The 17,303-nt window shown below is 70.8% G+C and carries 13 protein-coding genes and 2 pseudogenes; 1 reads left to right on the top strand and 14 read right to left on the bottom strand.

Annotated features, from left to right (window positions below):
- Window positions 1-455: 455 nt before the first annotated feature.
- Window positions 456-770: a hypothetical protein gene (locus tag FHY05_RS11775; protein ID WP_183944570.1), complete on the bottom strand. Its 315-nt coding sequence runs from the start codon at window positions 768-770 to the stop codon at window positions 456-458.
- A 297-nt stretch (window positions 771-1,067) separates the two neighbouring features.
- Entirely contained in the window at window positions 1,068-2,414 is a 1,347-nt protein-coding gene (locus FHY05_RS11770; RefSeq protein ID WP_183944569.1) for an O-antigen ligase, read from the bottom strand.
- Window positions 2,415-2,799: 385 nt separating this feature from the next.
- On the opposite strand from FHY05_RS11770, the gene FHY05_RS11765 reads away from it, so the two are divergent.
- Window positions 2,800-4,314 (top strand): hypothetical protein, encoded by a 1,515-nt coding sequence (locus FHY05_RS11765; protein ID WP_183944568.1) that lies wholly within the window; start codon window positions 2,800-2,802, stop codon window positions 4,312-4,314.
- Here FHY05_RS11765 and FHY05_RS22805 read toward each other — a convergent pair.
- From FHY05_RS22805 to FHY05_RS11715, 12 genes and pseudogenes are all read right to left on the bottom strand, one after another.
- Complete coding sequence (locus tag FHY05_RS22805; RefSeq protein ID WP_311732462.1) at window positions 4,289-4,420, bottom strand: hypothetical protein; 132 nt, start codon at window positions 4,418-4,420, stop codon at window positions 4,289-4,291. The two genes, FHY05_RS11765 and FHY05_RS22805, sit on opposite strands and share 26 nt — an antisense overlap.
- Window positions 4,421-4,423: 3 nt before the next feature.
- A pseudogene (locus FHY05_RS22800) lies at window positions 4,424-4,657 on the bottom strand (hypothetical protein); the annotation flags it as partial.
- A 115-nt stretch (window positions 4,658-4,772) separates the two neighbouring features.
- Window positions 4,773-5,156 (bottom strand): annotated as a pseudogene (locus FHY05_RS22540) (autotransporter domain-containing protein); the annotation flags it as partial.
- Between the two features lie 89 nt (window positions 5,157-5,245).
- Window positions 5,246-7,675 carry a hypothetical protein gene (locus tag FHY05_RS11755; protein WP_183944566.1) on the bottom strand — a complete coding sequence of 810 codons (2,430 nt, stop codon included), beginning with the start codon at window positions 7,673-7,675 and terminating at the stop codon, window positions 5,246-5,248.
- A gap of 21 nt (window positions 7,676-7,696) precedes the next feature.
- Window positions 7,697-9,064: a hypothetical protein gene (locus tag FHY05_RS11750; protein WP_183944565.1), complete on the bottom strand. Its 1,368-nt coding sequence runs from the start codon at window positions 9,062-9,064 to the stop codon at window positions 7,697-7,699.
- A 43-nt stretch (window positions 9,065-9,107) separates the two neighbouring features.
- Complete coding sequence (locus tag FHY05_RS11745) at window positions 9,108-9,560, bottom strand: hypothetical protein (RefSeq protein WP_183944564.1); 453 nt, start codon at window positions 9,558-9,560, stop codon at window positions 9,108-9,110.
- Entirely contained in the window at window positions 9,536-9,802 is a 267-nt protein-coding gene (locus tag FHY05_RS11740) for a hypothetical protein (RefSeq protein WP_183944563.1), read from the bottom strand. The genes FHY05_RS11745 and FHY05_RS11740 overlap by 25 nt, the downstream gene beginning before the upstream one ends.
- A gap of 215 nt (window positions 9,803-10,017) precedes the next feature.
- A complete protein-coding gene (locus FHY05_RS11735; RefSeq protein ID WP_183944562.1) occupies window positions 10,018-12,441 on the bottom strand; it encodes a zinc-dependent metalloprotease in 2,424 nt (807 codons plus the stop codon).
- A 326-nt stretch (window positions 12,442-12,767) separates the two neighbouring features.
- On the bottom strand, window positions 12,768-13,445 hold the full coding sequence (locus FHY05_RS11730) for an OmpA family protein (RefSeq protein WP_183944561.1): 678 nt from the start codon (window positions 13,443-13,445) through the stop codon (window positions 12,768-12,770).
- Window positions 13,442-15,259 carry a sodium:proton antiporter gene (locus tag FHY05_RS11725; protein ID WP_183944560.1) on the bottom strand — a complete coding sequence of 606 codons (1,818 nt, stop codon included), beginning with the start codon at window positions 15,257-15,259 and terminating at the stop codon, window positions 13,442-13,444. Before FHY05_RS11725 ends, FHY05_RS11730 begins: the two co-directional genes overlap by 4 nt.
- Before the next feature lie 67 nt (window positions 15,260-15,326).
- Window positions 15,327-16,097: a PhnD/SsuA/transferrin family substrate-binding protein gene (locus tag FHY05_RS11720; RefSeq protein ID WP_311732457.1), complete on the bottom strand. Its 771-nt coding sequence runs from the start codon at window positions 16,095-16,097 to the stop codon at window positions 15,327-15,329.
- Window positions 16,094-17,002 (bottom strand): fatty acid desaturase, encoded by a 909-nt coding sequence (locus FHY05_RS11715; RefSeq protein ID WP_183944559.1) that lies wholly within the window; start codon window positions 17,000-17,002, stop codon window positions 16,094-16,096. The genes FHY05_RS11720 and FHY05_RS11715 overlap by 4 nt, the downstream gene beginning before the upstream one ends.
- Window positions 17,003-17,303: the final 301 nt, after the last annotated feature.

Below are 17,303 nucleotides of genomic sequence, written 5' to 3'. Positions count from 1 at the left end.
GATGCGGTTGGGTGTCATCTCGTACTCACTCGTTCCACGATGACGGAGGTGCGACCAACGCGGACCGCCTTAGTGTCTCGTCTTTCGGCGCGCCGCATGACGCGATTTAGAGCATTTGACAACGTCGGTCGCGATTTGAGGCAGATTTGCCTTCGCCGTCTGGGTCAGCTAAGCGCTCCCAATGCGATTGATGATGTCCTGCGTCACGGCCACGAGCCTGATTGCCTCGGCGCCCGCCGGCGCTCAGGCAGCGCGGGATACGCGAAGCGTGCGCGAGGCCTATGGTGCGCGACTTACGCCTGTCGGACCTTCGATCGTCGCGCCACCGAATCGACGCATTTCGACCAGGATTAACTCGCGGATCGAATCAAGAATCGAGCGGTACCCGACCCGCGACACTGATGCGGGCAGCGCCTACGCGAGGGCAACAACCCAGCTTTCCAAACAGACGGTTGCTAGCATCTCTTCGTCGTCGCCGGATCAGCGATGATCCGACGACGATAGCCGAAACAGCTGGTGACGCACAGAAAACCGTCATCAAATTCGATCAGCGCACTGTTCATCCCGCCAACGGTCAACACGCGCAGCGATTGTCCGGCGCGGTCGAGCAGATGGGTTCTGCTTCGCCACACGTGATCGTACCCCGCATTCACCGTGTCGGCGCTCATCCCGTAGCTCGCTGCTTCAAAGAGATCGAGAAGCTGTGCCTCCGCACGCCGCCGCTTCCCATCACATGGCAGGCGGACCGAAAGGAACGCCCGATCCAGCACGGGCGGAGATCGGCGCGGACGCGATATCGGGTCATACCTGCTTCTCTACCGCGCCTGTAACGTCGGTCAAGCCGGTCGAGCTGGTCCTCGCGAGCCCTCACGGCGTTGCGGGTGAATGAGGTCGCCCGCTGAACAGCATCAACGATCGTCGCGATCATTGGACGGATCGTTGGGTGGCTCGGCAGCCCGGGCCGCCTGGCGCTGGCGTGCACTTATGCTTCGCGGCGCGGCGATAAGGGACCGGAGCCACGATGACGGTGGGCGATACCCGCGCCGGGCATCGCCGCAGCCACATCCTCAGGAAAGGCTCACGGCTATATCACCCCCAGGCGAGCGGCGCCTCTCTCGCAGAGATGACTCGCGAATAGGAGCGGCCGTCGCAGCGAGGCCGATTGCGTGAAGCACGCCGACGAGCATCAGCAGGCGCGCGTGAAAATAGACGCCGTCGACGAATGACATGATCAACAGGGCGTCGGTGGCCATCAGCAACGGCAGTAACCAGCCATGGGCTTCGCCGCGCCGCCGCAGCTCCAGCCACAATCGCGCAACGAGATAGAAGGCGGCGAGCGCCGCGGGTGCTCCCCAGCTTTCCAGCATCTGTACCGCAATGTCGTGCGGATGGGCGAAACTCACCCCGTCCGAGACGATGAGCCAGAGCGAGGACCCCTCACCCCAGCCGGTCAGCGGCCTCTGCAAGAACAGGCGCAGCGCGGCGCGCCACAGCTCGACTCGACCGCTCGAGAAGCCGGCGCTCGCGACGTCCGACGGGGCCAGCCGGAACCCGAACGAGTCGCTCGGCGGCACAAGCGTCTGTGCCAGCGCGCCACCGACGAGCAACGCCACGGCGATCAGCGCCGCGGCACTCGCCCGCGGCGGGCAGCGCCGCACCGTCACGGTCAGGATAAGCGCTCCCCCGGCGCCGAACACCGCAGCCCGGGTGCCGGACCAGCACGCCGCTCCCCCGACCAGCGCAATCGTGGCGAAGCCGATCCACGGCCGGCCAAGGGCGCGCGGGTCGCGCCACAGTGTTCCCATTGCCATCGCCAGCATGGCGCCCATCTCGATGCCAAAATGGCGGACGCTGAGATAGCCCGGCAGCGCCGACGTCCAGATGATCTCACCGCCAGGTACGGCCGATGGTGCCGGTGCGGCAAGGAAGTGCCATGCCAATATGGGGGCATAGGCAGCGTAGCCGAGCAAGAGAGTGCGCAACAGCCAGCGCACCGCCCCTGCGTCGGACCGACCGCCCAGGTACCACAGCGCGGCACCGAAAAGGAGATGCAATGGCCATAGTGCCGCCCGAGCAATCGAATAGGCGACCATGTCGCTGCCGACCACGGAGCTGATCCAGAAGGTGGACAGGAAGATGATCAGCGCGCAGCGAGCATCACGTGGCAGCCGATGGTAGACATCGGCATAGGAGAAGCCATAATTACGGGCGACCGCTATCACGCCGAGCTCGACCGCCCCGTACAGAAGATCGAGTTGGCGCACGACTTCAAACCAGCGCGGCGCAACTCCCCAGCTATAGGTTCGAAAGAGCAGGGCCGCGATGACCGGCAGCGACGCGAACAGCGCGACGATGCGAATCCAGGGCACGCTTGGCGGGGGCAAGCGGACGCGACACTGCAGAACCGGATCCATGCACGTTCTGGTCGCACGAGACCGGATAACATGTGGTTAAGAACGGTTTGATCTCAATCCACGAGCAACGCCGGGCAAATTACCACCACTAAGACGCATTCTTTTGACGCCGTCCCGCTGACGGCCAAGAGCGACCTGACACCGAGAACGTTCCGGTCGCGCGACGGAAACGTATATCGCTCACGCTCTTGTCGACCTGTTCAACGTGCCGCACGCGGCTCACGGGGGGGCGGCTGCCGGAAATTTCAACCGCCCTCGCGGCGGAGAGATTCAGCCCTCGCCGCGGACCCCGGCGGTACCAGCACCGACGACATGGACGATGAGCCACTCGTTTCCGGCGCTCCGTGGTAAGGTTTGGTAAGATGAGGTGAGCTATACGTTAGCCATGAACGCGTCCGCGCTCCCGACCGATGAGCTGCGCGGCCTCAGGCGCGCGGCGCGCCCGCTCGAATGGTGGTTGCCGATCGGGATCGTCGTGGCGACGATGCTGATCCGGGCACCGGTCTGGGGCGATCCCAACTATCACGTCGATGAGAGCTTCTATCTGCTCGTCGGCGATCGGATGCGCGCCGGTGCGTTGCCCTATGTCGATCTCTGGGATCGCAAGCCCTTCGGCCTATTCTTACTGTACTGGTGGCTCGCCGCGGCGGGGCGGGGCAATGTCGTTTACGTGCAGCTCGCCGCCGCACTCTGTGTCGCGGCGACCGCGATGCTGCTGGCGACAATGGCGCGGCGCACCAGCGATCCGCTCACCGCACTGCTGGTCGCCGTCGGCTATGTTGCGGGCCTCGAGGCCCTGGCGGGGGGTGGCGGACAGTCGCCGGTCTTCTACAATCTGCCGATGACCGCCATGGCGCTGCTCGCGTGGCAGAGTCGCGACGCCGCTCCGCCGGACGGCGGGTTCCGCTTCGCCGGTGCCGCGGTGCTGTGCGGCGGCGTCGCTCTGACCATCAAGCCCACCTGCCTGCCGGAATGCCTCGTGCTGGGTGCGCTGCTTGGGGTGGAGCGGATGAAGCGCGCCAGTAACGCCCGTCGCGGAAAAATCGAGCTCGCACTCCTTGCCGGGTTTGGTCTCGGACCGACTCTGGCGTGCCTGCTGTTCTTCGCTGCATCAGGGCACGCTCGTGACTATATCGACGCGACCATGCTATCGGGCCTACGCCGCGAGGCAATGGCCGGCGACGAGCGGCTCGCCCTGGCGTTTTACCTCCTGCCGCGTATAGGCCCCTCGATTTGCCTCGCGGCGGCCGGCGTCGCGCTGACGTGCCGGCGATCGGCGCGCGATGCGCGCTGGTTGCTCGCCTGGATCACCGGCGCGCTGCTGGGCTTCTTGATGATGCCAAACTTCTACGACCATTACGCGCTTCCGCTGCTACCGAGCTTGAGCCTCGCCGCGGCGCCGCTGTTCGCGCGTCGCCCACTCGGGCTCGCCTTCGCTGCGATCAGTGTCGCGGTGCCGCTGCCACTGTCGGGGTGGCCAGCTATCGATCGTACCCGCGCGTCTGTCGCTGCGATGACCCGTGCGGTACGCGTCGTCGAGCATCACGGCGGCGCTGGCTCGCTCTATGTCTTCGACGGACCGCCCGCGCTTTACACGTTGACCCACGCGCCTGTGCCGACCCGCTGGGTTTTCCCCGACCATCTCTCGACTCGCGAGGAGTACCGCGCGATCGGTACCCACCCGGAAGCCGAGGTCACCACCATCCTGCAGCGCCGGCCCTTGGTGATCGTAGCGGCGGAGGACGCAGGGCCGCGGCACGCGTCGCCGGCGACGCGCGGGCTGGTGCGCGCTGCGCTGGCGGCACGCTACCGACGTGTCGCCAGCGTCTACCTCCCCGACGTGACCGGAGGTCGCCGAATCGGCATCTTCGCGCTTAGAAGCGTAGCCGCATCCCGGTAGTGATCGTCTCCTGGTGGTCGTCGTGTCCGGCCTGCGCCGTGGCGGCGCTGAACAGGTCGACCGCGTCGCTCAGGCGATAGTCGACGCCCGCCGCGGCGGTGCCCACTATCGACGCGCGTGACGCGCCGACCGCGTCAAGTCCGAGCGGCCCTCCGGCGAAGCTCGCCAGCGCGTCAACGCGGAGCCCCTCGACCTGGTGGCGCAGCCCGAGCGCGACGTGCGGCCGGAAGCGGGCATCCGAGGTGTCGTCTCGCGCCAGCGTGAGCCCGGCGTCGACGAAGCCGGCGACGTGGCGCTCGCGCGCGACCTGGAGCGCGAAGCGGCTCGCCCCGTCCTCGCTCACACCGTCGCGCGTGGTGCGGACGACCGTGGCGCCGAGGCGCGGAGCGCAGCGTCCAGTCGCCCCCTTCCGCCAGCGTGTGATGCAGCGACACGTCGCTGATCCAGCTGTGCAGGCCGTAGCGCGCGCTCGCCGCGACCGTGCCGGGCAGCGCGCGGTCGGTGCGCGCCTCGCCGCCGTCGTACAGCAGCGAGCCGCTGAAGCCCCAGCCCGCCGGCGCGGTGTAGCGCGCGTGCAGCCCGGCCACCGTGCCGTCGGCGCGGGTGCGCGCGCCGAGCGCATCGATCTGCTGGCGGCCGTTGAGATAGCCCGCGAAGGCGCCGATCATCCAGCCCCGGTCGCCATAGCCCACCCCGCCGAGGAAGCCATAGCTCTGCGCGCTTGCCGCGCTGCTGCCGCTGGCAGCGTCGCCGGCGAGCCGGTGCCACTGGCCGAGCGTCTGCGCGAAGGTGAACGCGCCCGCCTCGGCGCGATCGGTCGCGAAGGCGCCGCCGCGCGCCACTTGCGCCAGCGACAGCGCCTGGTCGACGCCGAGCTGGGTCGCCGAGGCATAGGCTTCGGGGGTGATCCGCGCGAAGGCGCGCGGGTCGGTCACTCCCGCGGCGTCCAGCAGGGCAGGCGCCGCGGCGAGCAGCGCGGCGCCGCGGCGAGCGCGGCGTTGACATAAGCGACGCTGTTCGCAACCTGCGGCGCGAGGCTGGTCGGCTGGGCGAACTGCGCGAGCTGGCGCAGGCTTCCCGCGTCCTGCACCACCACGCCGGGTTGGTTGCCAGGCAGCTGCACCGTTGTGAAGGCGCCGTTCACCCCGCCCGTGGCGGTGATCAGCTGGTAGCTGGTTCCCGCACGCATCGGCGTGTCGGTGACGAGCTGCAGCGTCGCGCCCGAGGCTATCGACACAGCGCCGTTAACGACCAGCCGGTCGTACACGCTGGGCGTGATCTCGAACAGCGCGGTCGCGCCGCCAACGAGCGCGACATTGCCGTTGACCGTCATCTCACCGGGCGAGGCGCCGGGGCTCAGGGTGCCCGCGACCGCGAGGTCGGCGTTGACCGTGCCCGCCGAGCCGAAGGTGGCGCCGCGCGCGACGGTGATCAGCGGCGCGCTGATCGTCGAGCCCGCCGGCCCGACCAGCCGTCCGCCGCTGACGTCGAGCTGGCGCAGCGCCGCGACGCCCGCGATCGTGGCATAGCCCCCGGTCACCGCCAGCTGCTTGACGTCGGTCAGTTGGGTGAAGGCGATCGGCGCCGCCGCGGTGCCGCCGGTGACGGTGACCGTGTCGATGCCGTCGCCGCCGTCAATCGCGCCGCTCAAGCTGCCCGCCAGCATGACGCGGTCGTCGCCGTCATCGAGGAAGATGTCGCCGACGATACGACCAGTGCTGTCGATCCGGTCGTCAGCGTCACCCAGCGCGATCGAGCCGATGATCGTGCCGCTGTTGGTGAGAATGTTGCCGACGTCGCTACCCTGGATCGCGCCGGCACGATAATAGCTCTGCTCCGGTCCGTACCAATTGGTGAACGCGATCCTCTCGCCCGCGTCGCCGCGGATCGTGCCGGCATTGACCAGCGTGAACACGCCGCCGTCGGCGGTCAGCGCGGTCGAGCGCGCGCCCGTCGCCTCGATCACGCCGCCCGTGGCGTTGGTCACGGTCAGCGCCGTGTCATCGTCACCGGAGAGGGCGAGCGCGACAGCGGGAAGGCGGTAACTCGGCAGATAATACGGGTAGCTGGTGTCGACGACGCCCTCCCCGCCATTGGCCCGGATCGTGCCGCCGTTCGTCACCGCGATCGTGCGCGACGCCTCGCCCGATGAGCTGCGATAGGCGCTCAACCGCACCGCCTCGCCCGCGCCGCCGGTCGCCTCGACCGTCCCCTGATTGTCCAGGGACAGCGCGGTCTCACGCGGCAAGTAGGTGCTCGCTGCCAGCTGCAGCGTCGCCTGGATCGCTGACATCGTCCCGCTGTTGGTGAAGCCGAGCGTCAGGGCGCGGGGGTCGGGCGTGATCGGCGCGCCGCTGTCGCCGCCGCTCAGCATCGTCTCGCCGCGGATCGTGCCCGTATTGCGCGCCGTCAGCGTCGCGTCGGTGGTGAGATACAGCGCGGTCTGCCGCCGAAGCCCCGCCACGGCGCTGATGCTGCCCTCGTTGGTGAAGTCGCGCAATGTGCCGCCGATGGTGCCGGTGACGTCGCCGCGGTTGACCAGGCCGGCGAGCGTGCTGGTCGCTGGCCCCGACAACAGCTGCGCGCTCGTCGCGAGGATATTGCCGGTCAGCGTCGCGGTGTTGACGATCGTGGCGCCACCGGAGAGCAGCAGGTCGCTCGTCAGCGGCGCGTCGGCGCGCAGCGTCAGCACCGTCCCCTCGCCGGTCGCGCGCGCGCCCTCGCGCTCGAAGCTGGGGAGCAGGGGGCCGCCCAGCGTCACCGTCGCGCTTGCGCCGCGCGCGTGTACGAAGGTATCGATGCCCTCACCCGCGTCGATCGTGCCGCTCACGCCGATAGTGTCGTCATAGCTGACGAACTGGTCGTCGCCGTTGCCGAAGCGCAGGTTGCCCGCGATCGTGCCGCCCTGCGCGAAATAGGTCGCCGGTTCGGAGCTGACGCCATAGTCGCCCATGCCCAACAGTACGTCGCCGGTGATCGTCCCCGCATTGGTCAACGTGCCGCGTTTCATCCGCACCGCGACGCCGCTGCCCGCGATCACGCCGCCGGAGCGGTTGACGATCGTGTCGATAGAGCCGCCCGCGATCACCGCGGTGGTCGCGGTGCTGACGAGCCGGCCGCTGTTGTCGATCGTCGCGCTGTAAGAGCGGCTTCGGACCGCCGCACCGGCGACCTCGATCGTCCCGCTGTTGACCAAGTCGACCGCGCCGTCGCTGCCGTCGATACCGTCGGACGCGGTGCTGCCCGCGGCCTGACGGATCGTGCCGCTGTTGATGATATGGCCCGCGGTCGCGGCGCCGACCACGCCGCCGAGCAGGATTGTACCGGCGTTGCTATAGGTGTCGCGCTCGGTCAGGCTCACCGCGACGCCGGGCGCGCTGCTTTAGTCGCTGACGCGCACGAAGGTCAGCGTGCCGCGCGTCGTGATCGTGAGCGCGCCGCTGTCGCCCTCGGGCTCGCCCGTGACGTAGAGCGAAGCGGCGCCACGGATCGCGGGGCTGTCACCCACCACTATGTCGCCGCTGACGTCGACGCTGCCGCTGCCGGCAAAGGCCAGCGGCCCGCTCGCCCCGGTCAGCGTCAGTGCGGCACCGTTGGACAGCTCGTGGCCGAGATCGATGAAGCCCGCTGGCATAGCAGCGGATACGCTGGTGGCGTCGCGGATGCGGTGGCGCAGCCCGCTGTTGAGCGCGGTGACGGTGCCGGTGATCCCGGCGAAGCGGCCGTCGCCGCTGCCGGTCAGCTCGGTCACCAGCACGTCGCCTCCGCCCAGCGTCAGGTTGCCGTGGAGCACGCCGCCCGGCAGCGCGACATAGCGGTTGCCGTTGTAGAAGTCGGGGCGCGGATCGGTGTTGAGGAGGACGTCGCTGTCGATCGACTCGGCGTTGGTCACGTAGACGCGACTCAGGTAGCCCGTATATTCGGACGCGATCGCGCCCGTGGCGCCGCTAATCCGACCGCCGGCTCGATTGTCGATTGCGCTATAATCGTTGATGAGAATCCCAATGCTGGGCGAGCTGATCGGTCCCTTCGTTGACGAGACTGCCCGATAGGCGCAGCCCCGCCACCGCGCCGGTGAGCGTGCCGCTGTGGCGCACGCTGCTGCTCGGAAGATGCGCCGCCGTCCCGCCGGTGGACTGGATCGTGCCCGTGTTGCTGAACGAGATGCCGACGCCGAAGACGCCGGTGCCCGCCGCGGTGATCGTGCCGCTATTGGCGGAGGTCGCAGACGATCCGTCGACCGACACACCATCGCCCGCCGCATCGATACGCCTTGGTTGTCGATCGAGCGCGCGTTCGCCCGGACCGCATAGACGCCCGCGCTCAGCGTGCGCAGCGTGCCGGCGTTGATGAAGCTGGGTGAATCGAAGAAGTCGGCGCTACCCACCAGTTGCCCGTCGCCGGCCCGCGTCGTGCGGTTGATGATCGTGCCCGTCCCAACCAACAGCACCGGGCCGGCGAAGCCGTCGCCCAGCGTGGCGGTGACGCCGCTCGCCACGTTCAGCCCGAGCCACTCGAAGTTGGTCGGCAGGGCCACGGCGCCGAGCGTCGGGTCGCTCGCGATGCCGAGGCGCAGCGTGTCGACGCCGTTGCCGCCGTCGATCGCGCCGGTGACGCCGGTCACCACCGTGCCGTCGACATAGCGCGCGACCAGCACGTCGTCACCGTCGCCCAGCGTGAGCGCGCCGTTGATCGTGCCGCAACTCGAGTCGATCAAGCTGCCCTGGCGACCCGACGACCGCGCCAGCACCGCGCCGTCGATCGTGCCGCGATTGGTCAGCGTCAGCGCCGTGCTAGATCGCGACCCCGCCCACGCCGGAGATGACGCCGTCGTTGACGATCGTCGCCACGCCGCCGCGGATCCCACCGATCGTGCCCGTCGCCGCATCGGTGGCGGAGACGTTCTGCGACACGCTCTGACTCGCCAGGATCGCCGGACCGGCGGTACCGGTCATCGTACCGGCGTTGGTGAGGTCGACACTGACGTAGCTGGCGGCGCGAGGATCGCGCGACACCGTGAGCGCGCTCAAGCCGCTGACCGTCGCCCCCTCGGCGACACGGATCGACGCGCCAGCCCAAGGCGCGACGAGATAATAGGAACCGAGCCTGCAGAAATTCACCGACGCGCCAGCGTAGGGATCGGTGCAGAGCGCGTAATAGGGCGGGCCGGCGTAGACGCGGATCCCGGGCTTCGCATTGCCCTCGACGCGCCCTGCGATCGTCAGCCGGGTATTGTCGGCGGCCACGTCGATCGCCGCGGCTGAACCGATCGGACCACCGCGTCGGCGGTCACCGTCTCCTGCGTGCCAGACGTGCTGACCACCAGACCGTCGGTGTCGGTGTCGGTGCAGCTGGTGGTCGCGTTCGCACGGGTCGGGTCCGCGCTGCACTGCGCCGCCGCGGGACTGCTCGCCGCACCGATCGCGACGATGCTCGCGCCGAGCGCGAGCGACCAGCGGCGCAGACGCATCGAACCCTGCATCTTCATGCTGGTTACCCCGGAATACTGCGCGATCGCCCGATCGCGTGCCGGGTTGCTAGCCAGTTCCGGCCGTTCCCGTCGACCAGCCTTCCGACCCAGATTGACCCAAGCGGTACCGCATTCCGGCGCCGCGACCGGCCCGATCCACGGGATCGAGGCGATGGACGCTGCGCTGAGGACAGACGATCACGGGCGAAAGAGGCTCCCGGCGCATGCTCCCCTCACCCGATCGGCATGCCCGGCGGGATCGCCGGCGCCGGCCGCGACGCCGGCGCGAGCGCGCGGTCGAGCGCGTCCTTGTCGCCGAGCAGCCGCGCCACGCCCTGCGCCCAGGCGTCGCGCCTGTCGCGCGCGAGCCGCTCGCGCGTCGCCGCCAGCGCGGCGTCGAGCCGCAGCACCACGTCGGCGCTGGTCGCGGGCGCGCGCGCCGCAGCGGCGATCGCCAGCAATGTGCGCAGTGCGATCCGCTGCGCCACCGCCTCGTCGTGGCGCGCCACCACGTCGCGGTCGAGCCGGTCGAGTAGGGTCTCCACGCCGGGCAGCGCCGGGTCGGCGGCGTGCTGGAGGTGGAGCCGGGTGAGCCGCGACGGCGCGAGCAGGGTCTCGAGCGTCACCTGCGCCGCGACGTCGGTGGCGACCAGGGGATCGAACACCGCGCCGCCCGCGGTGTCGAACACCTCGGTGTCATATTGCGGGTCGGCGTTGCCGTTGACCCCGGACGACAGGGTCAGCGCCAGCGCGGGCGGCACGGTGAGCGCGGCGGGGCTGAGCGTCGCCATCAGCGCGTCGAGCGCCGCGCCCTGCTCCGCCGCGGTGGCGCGGGTCGGGGGCGGGGCGCTGTCGCCCGCGGTGGCGTAGCTGTAGTGGACCCCGCCGAGCGTCTTGCCGATCGCCGCCACGGCGTAGCGGTGGAACAGCCACAGCGGCACGAAGCTGCGGCGCAGGTCGGCGAGCGGCGCGCCGGCGTGGAGCACGCCCGGGCCGAAGCGCGCCAGCGCGACGCGGCGCACCGCCATCACGTGCGCGAGGTCCGCGGGCGAGTCGGTACCCTCGGCCCACATGCTGTCGCCCGGCACCGCCAGGCTCGAGTCGCGCCCGTCGATGTCGGTGAGGTAGCGCATCCCCGCGCGCTGCGCCGCGTCGGCCTTGGCCGCGGCGGCGACGTCGGGGTCGGTGCCCGCGGCGGGCTGGCCGTAGAGCCAGTCGACAGTGAACTTGTCCCACGCGCCGATGCCGCTGGCGTAGGCGTCGGACAGGTCGATCGCGTCGCCGTCGAGCGCGATCTTGGCGAAGGGATAGTCCATCACCGAGGCGCGATCCTGCGTGCTCGCCGCGAAATTGTGCGCGAAGCCGAGCGCGTGGCCGACCTCGTGCGCGCCGAGTTGGCGGATCCGCGCCAGCGCGACTCGGACCGGGTCGTTGGCGGTGCCCTTGTTCTCCTCGGCGGTGCCGACCAGCCCCTCGAAGATCCAGATGTCCTGGCGCAGCCGCAGCCCCTCGAGCACGACGTTGCCCTTGATGATCTCGCCGGTGCGCGGGTCGGTGACGCCGCCGCCATAGGACCAGCTGCGCGTCTGCCGCTCGTTCCAGTTGACCATGTTGTAGCGCACGTCCTGCGGGTCGGCGTCGGCGGGCAGCACGCGTACCTGGAAGGCGTCGATGTAGCCGGCCGCGTCGAACGCCTGGTTCCACCACGCCACACCCTCGGCCAGCGCGGTGCGGATCGGCTCGGGCGCCTTGTTGTCGATGTAGAAGACGATCGGCTGGCGCACGCGCGAGCGCGCCGCGCCGGGGTCGAGCTTGTCGAGCCGGAAGTGGTTGGCATATTGCTGCAGCACCGGCGCGCCCAGCGGCGTGTTGAACTCGTACACCGGCGTCGCGAACGTGCCCGAGCGGATGTCGAAGCGGCGCGGCACGAAGCCCGGCGCGGGCAGACGCACCAGCGAGTGGTGGACGGTGAAGCTCACCTGCCGTCCGTCGGGGGCGATCGTGTCGACCTCCTTGCCCGGCGTGTCGGAGGCATAGGTCTGCACCGCTTCCATCTCGATATTGTCGGGGAAGACCTTGATCGAGCCGGGGTCGACCGCGCTGAGCGAGTCGACCAGCTTGAAGCCCTTGGCCTCGGCGTTGAGCTTGTCGGCCAGCCGCATCGTGTCGCGCAGCAGCAGCGGGGCGAGGTCGACCGTCACCGCGCCGTCGGGCGCGGTCGCGGCGACGTCGAGCAGGGCGACGGTGCTGAACGGGAAGTCAGCGCTCGCGCCGCGCCGCTCGAGCGCGTCGCCCGAGGAGCGGTAGCGCGGGTTCTCGAACACCACCGCCACCTTCCTGCCGAGCCGGCGGAAGGCGAGGAGCTGGGTGTCGCCGACCATGCCGTGGTCGATCCGGATCGGCGCCGAGCCCAGCCCCGTCTTGAGCGCGGTGGCGTAGAGGAAGCGCCCCGAGACGCCGTCGCTGTCGGGAGCGGGGAGGGTGACGAGCACCTTGCCGCTGTCGCGCTCGACCTTGACCGGGAGCAGGGTCGGCGCCGGCGCCGGTCGCGTCGTCGGAACCGACGCGCGTTGGGCGAGCGCCGCGGGCGCGGCGACGCTCCCGGCGAGCAGGAGCGAGGCGCCGAGCGCGCGGCGGAGACGGTCGGTGCTGGTCATGCGGCCCCTTCAGCTTGTCGTCGGACCGAGGCTAGCACAGCGCTTGCCTCGCATCCCGCCTCTTCTGCCGGGAGGGCATGACGAGCCACGCAGGTTGCAGCATCGTGCAGGAAGAGGCTCGCCGCTCCTCCCTATCAGGGGATCGTTGCGTCGCTCCTGACCGTGCTCCTGCGCAGGCAGGAGCCCAGGGGCCACGCACACCGCGGGGGGTAGTTCTGCTGGGCCCTGGGTTCCGGCTTTCGCCGGAACACGGGAACGCGTCACACGGGCTGAGCAATCTGACGACGGTCCCCTGCGAGGGGAGGATCGCTGCGTCTCGACCTTCCTTACTTGGCCGCCGAGGCATTTCCGACGATCGCGTCCTCGCCTGCCGCGGCGGGGGTGGCGGCGGGCGCGGGCGCACGCGCGGGCGGCGCGACATGCACCTCGACGCGGCGGTTCTTCTGTCGGGCGGCGGGGTCGTCGCTGCCGTCGGGGTGCGCGTTGGGGACGAGCGGGGTGGTCTCGCCGAGCGCGATCACGGTCTGGCGCGCCGGGTCGATCCCCTTGCCGGCGAGATAGTCGCGGACGGTCTCGGCGCGACGGCGCGACGCGCGCAGGTTGGCGCGATCGTCGCCGCGCGAGTCGCTGTGGCCGCGCAGCGTGAAGGCGCCGCCGGCGCGCGCCGCGGGGCTGGCCACCAGCGCGTCGAGCGCCGCCTTCGCCTCGTCGGTCAGCGTCTTGCCGGCCTCGTCGAAGCCGACCACGACGTCCTCGGCACGCGGCGCCTCCTGCTCTGGCGGCGAGGCGGCGACCTCCGGGCGCAGGATCGACTTGGCGGGCGCGACCGCCTCGGCGTCGTTGCCGGGCGCGGCGACGTTGTCGGCGTTGTCAACGACGTCGGCAACCTCCGCGGCATCGCCACGGTCACCCGCGGGCGGCGACGAGCAGGCTGCAAGGCCGAGCAGCAGCACCGCCGCGCCGGCCTCGATCGCCCCGATCCGCTTGGCCCCGGTCCCGCTCATACGCTCACCTCCTGCTGCGCGCGTCGCGCCCCGGCGGGCGGACCGAAGCTGATGATCGTGTCGCCCGACTGCGGCACCGGCCGGCTGGCGTGCGAGAAGAAGCGCAGCGGCGCGCCTTTGCGCAGCAGCAGCAGCATGTCGGCCTCGTCGGCCATGTCGGCGCGCGCGGTCTCGAAATCGAACTTGTCGGTGATCCGCGTCTTGCGGAACGCCCAGCCGTCGTCGACGCGGCGGACGATCTCCTCGACGCCGTGCCCGCTGGTGAAGAGCGCGCGGCCGCGCAGCGAGGCGGGCAGCGCGCGGCGGTCGTCCTCGTGCGTGCCCGCGCCGAGCTGATACACGTTGTCGCGGCCGAGCTCGGGGGCGAATTCATTGCACACCAGCGCGTTATACGCCTCATTGTCGGTCGTGGCGACGAGCACCTGGTAGCGCGACAGGTCGAGCCGGTCCTCGGTCGCCTCGGCGAGGATCTCGCCGTGATAGGTGTCGATCCCGCCGCGCCGCGCCGGCGCGAGCCGCTGCCAGCTGGTGTCGCAGATCGTCACCGGCACCTCGAGCTGGCGCAACTGCACCGCCAGCGCGATGCTCCACGGGGTCGCGCCGACGATCAGCAGCCCGCGCTCGGTCGCGCCGGTCACCTTCAGCCAGCGCGCCACCGCGCCGATCGAGAAGCCGTGCGCCACGATCGTCGCCACCACGACCGCGAAGGAGAGCGTGACCAGGATCGAGCCGTCGTCATAGCCGAGATTGCCTAGCCGCAGCGCGAACAGCCCCGAGATCGCCACCGCGACGATGCCGCGCGGCGCGATCCAGGCGACCAGCAGCCGCTCATTCCAGGGCACGCGCGTGAAGGCGAGGCTGAGCAGCACCGTGGCGGGGCGGACCAGGAACAGCAGCGCCAGCAGGAAGGCGGCGAAGCGCCACTCGAAGCGCTCGAGCACGCCCAGGTTGAGCGTCGCCGACAGCAGCACGAAGACACCCGAGATCAGCAGGACAGTGACATTCTCCTTGAACGGATGGATGTCGCGCAGCGAGTCGAGCCGCAGGTTGGCGAGCGCCACGCCCATCACCGTCACCGCGAGCAGCCCGGTCTCCTGCTGGACGAGGTTGGACACGACGAAGGTGCCGATCACCGCTACCAGCAGCACCGGCGCTTTGAGATATTCGGGAACGTGCCCGCGCGGGAAGGCCCAGGCGACCGCGCGCGCCGCGCCATAGCCGATCAGCCCCGACACCACGCTCGCCGCGAGCAGCGACAGCAGCAGCTGCGGGATCGTCACGCCCTCGCCGGCGCGGCGGAGATACTCGTAGGTGACGACGCCGCACAGCGCGCCGATCGGGTCGTTGACGATCGCTTCCCATTTGAGGATCGCGCGCGGCCGCGCCGCGATATTGCTCTGTCGCAGCAGCGGGAGCACCACCGTCGGCCCGGTGACGACGAGGATGCCGGCGAACAGGATCGCGACCGGCCACACCAAGCCACCGATATAGTAGCAGGCGAGCGCGCCGAGCAGCCAGCCGACCGGCACGCCTACCAGCAGCAGCCGCGTCACCGCGCCGTCGGTGCGGCGCAGCTCGCGGAAGTTGAGGCTGAGCCCGCCCTCGAACAGGATGATCGCGACCGCGACCGAGACCAGAGGCTCGAGCAGCGCGCCGAAGGTGCGGTGCGGGTCGATCAGGCCGGTCACCGGCCCCGCGACGACGCCCGCGACGAGCATCAGCGCGATCGCCGGCCAGCCGGTGCGCCACGCCACCCACTGCGCGCCGATGCCGAGCGCGCCGATCAGCGCGATGACGAGTGCCTGTTGTTCCATCCGGTGCGCATACGCGTGAGAGCGGGGAAAGGAACCGTGCCCGCGCTCTGCCGCGGCGGCGTGCGGCTCAGCGGAGCGCGCGCAGCGCCACGTAGCGGTGGACGCTCGCGGGCGCGACGTCGGCGAGGAACAACGCCGCGCGCGCCCGCGCCAGCGCCGGGTCGCGCGCCGCGGCGTGCAGCGCGTCGCGTAGCGCCGCCACCAGCGCGGCGGGCGTGGCACGCGCGGTGACGAAGGGCAGCGCGGGGGAGGAGCGGGTGAGCGCGAGCTGGCGCAGCCCCGCCACCGCGTCGGGCTCGTCGCGCGCCAGCGCCGCGTAGCTCACCGCGTCGACCGCGGCGACGTCGGCGACCCCGTCGCGCACCGCGGCGGCGCTGGCGCGGTGCGAGCCGGTCTCCACCACTGCCGCGAACACCTGGTCGAGCGGCTCGCCCGCCAGCGCGGCGCGGAGCAGGTTGGCGCCGGTGTTGGAGGAGAGCGCGTTGACCGCGGCGCGGCGGCCGCGCAGCCCCGCCAGCGTCGTCGCCGGATCGTCGGCCCGCACCAGCACGCGGCTGGCGTGGCGCCCCGGCGCGCAGTCGGGCACGGCGTAATGCGGCACCGCGACGACGCGCAGCGCGAGCGCGGGATCGGTCACCAGCGGGTAGCCGCAGCATTGCGCCAGCAGCAGCCGCGGGTCGCGCCAGATCGCCTCGACCGGGCGAGCGCGGTCGAGCGTCGCGGGCGCCGCCACGCCGCGCGCCGCCAGATACGCCGCGATCCGCTGCCACAGCGCGTCATTGGCCCAGCGCTGCGCCGGGTGGTCGTACATCCCGAGCGAGGCGACCGCGCCGCTCACCGGGGCGCCGCGGCGGGATGGACCAGCCGGTCGTGTGCGCGCAGCGCGAAGCGGCGCACGATCTCGCCGTAGCTGCGGTGGATCCGCCCCGCCTGCGCCTCCAGCCGCGCGGCGTGGCGGCGCTGATAGGCCGGCAGCCGATACCAGGCGAGCCCGGGCCGGTCGTGGTGCGCGGTGTGGAGGTGGTTGTTGAGGTACAGCAGGCCGAGCACGCCGCCGCGCGCCACCGTCGCGGCGCGGCTCGGCCCGGGCAGGTCGGCGCGATGCTCGGCGAAGGAGCGCAGCAGCGTCAGCGCGAGCCCGGGATAGACCATCAGCAGCGCGTAGCGCGCCACGCCCAGCCCGGTCCACTCGAGCCAGGCCACCAGCGGCGCGATGGCGGCGAGATGCGGCGCCCAGTCGCGCAGCACCGCGGCGGGGGCGCGCCGCAGCCGCCGCGCCTCGTCGATCGCCAGCGCCAGCACCGCCAGCGGCGGGCCGAGCACCAGCCGCCCGAGCAAGGTCGCCTGCGCCGCGGCGAGCGCGCGAGGCAGGCCGGTCCCCGCGACGTAGCGCGACTCGGGATCGTGGCGCGGGTCGGTGATATGCGCGCTGCGATGGTGCGCGCGGTGGCTGTCGCGGTACACGCCGTAGGGCAGCCACAGCGCCAGCGGCACCGCGCCGATCGCGCTGTTGACCCACCCCCAGCGCGTCGGATGGCCGTGGATCGTCTCGTGCTGGAGCGATCCGTGCCACGCCACCAGCCAGCCGCCCGCCGCCACCGCCACTGGCCAGGGCAGCAGCGCGTGCCAGCGCGTCAGCGCGAGCCAGCCGCCGTAGATCAGCGCCGCCAGCACCACCGTCGGCCACTCGACCGCGCCGCGCGCGAACTCGCGATCGTTCACCGCTGCCTTCTCATCGGACATCGCCACCTCCGGACGCGATCATCCACTAAGCTGGTGGGAATAGGAATCACTATTCCTGATAAGCCGGATAGACGCGCTTTGCGGTGAGCGTCCGGGTAGTGGCAGGGCGCGGCGTCGGCGACGGTCTGCTCGTGACCCCAGCACCTCCGCGGGGAGCGCCGCAAGCGTCGGCGCGGCCGGGTCCCGATCGTATCGACATCGCAGACGAATCGTCGCACGTCGGACGATCACCTTGGTAGGCTCCCGACATGGACACCTTGCTTCACGACCCGCCCGAGCGTCATGCGATCGACACGGCGCG

It is taken from the genome of Sphingomonas sp. BK580, assembly GCF_014194975.1.
GTDB lineage: Bacteria > Pseudomonadota > Alphaproteobacteria > Sphingomonadales > Sphingomonadaceae > Sphingomonas.
Note: the sequence above shows the minus strand (reverse complement) of the source record. Positions and strands in the feature narration are given on the sequence as shown.